1 protein-coding gene and 1 pseudogene are annotated in these 852 nt (G+C 65.7%); both read left to right on the forward strand.

The genetic code is table 11. From position 1 onward, the window contains the following. A pseudogene (locus EOA27_RS38420) lies at positions 1 to 289 on the forward strand (EEP domain-containing protein); the annotation flags it as partial. Between the two features lie 7 nt (positions 290 to 296). After that, positions 297 to 852 (forward strand): EamA family transporter (locus EOA27_RS38425; RefSeq protein ID WP_127258957.1); only part of this gene is annotated, 556 nt, incomplete at its 3' end.

The following is an 852-nucleotide window of genomic DNA, read 5'->3' on the forward strand; positions in this document are numbered from 1 at the left end:
TATTACCGGCAGCATGCCGTATCATCCCGGCGCGGCCTATATCGACGGCTTCGTCGATGCCGCCGCCGTCGCCAGCGAGCCTGGGCCGGATTTCCACACGCATGAAAAGATCATCGACGGCAGGCTGGCGAAACGCCGGCTCGACCATTGCTTCGTCGGCGGCATGCTGGCCAGGCGCGTCCGTTCGGTGACAGCGGATATCGGCGCGGTGGCATCAGACCATTTTCCGCTAAGGGTCGAGATCGACCTGGAAACGCCGGGCATCGGCTCAAGTCTGGCGGGCAGGTGAGGCGGGCATGACGCTGTTCGTCTTCCTGGCTGTGCTCTCGGCGGCAGCCATGCACGCGATCTGGAACGCGCTGGTCAAGGTGCATCTCGACCGCTTCCTGTCGATCACGCTGATGACGCTCGGCATGGGCGCCGCGGCGCTCGTGGTGCTGCCCTTTGTCGAGATGCCGAAGGCCGAGGTCTGGCCATTCATCCTCGCCTCGGTCTTCTTCCACATGGGCTACCGGACATTCCTGATCGGCGCTTACAAGGCCGGCGATTTCGCCCAGACCTATCCGCTGGCGCGCGGCACCGCGCCGCTGCTCTCGGCGCTGGGCGGCATTGTGTTGGTCGGGGAGGTGCCTGCGCCGCTTGCCATCCTCGGCATCGTGCTGTTGTCGATCGGCACGCTGGTCATGTCGTTTCGCGGCGGCGCGCATCTGGAAAGGCTCAATCTGCGCGCCGTCGGCTTCGCGCTTGGCACATCGATCTTCATCGCCAGCTACACGCTTTCCGACGGCAGCGGCGCGCGGCTGGCGGCGACCGCGACGAGCTACGCCGCCTGGCTGTTCGTCTGCGATGCGA

Source organism: Mesorhizobium sp. M2A.F.Ca.ET.037.01.1.1, assembly GCF_003998075.1.
In the GTDB taxonomy this organism is placed as follows: Bacteria; Pseudomonadota; Alphaproteobacteria; order Rhizobiales; family Rhizobiaceae; genus Mesorhizobium.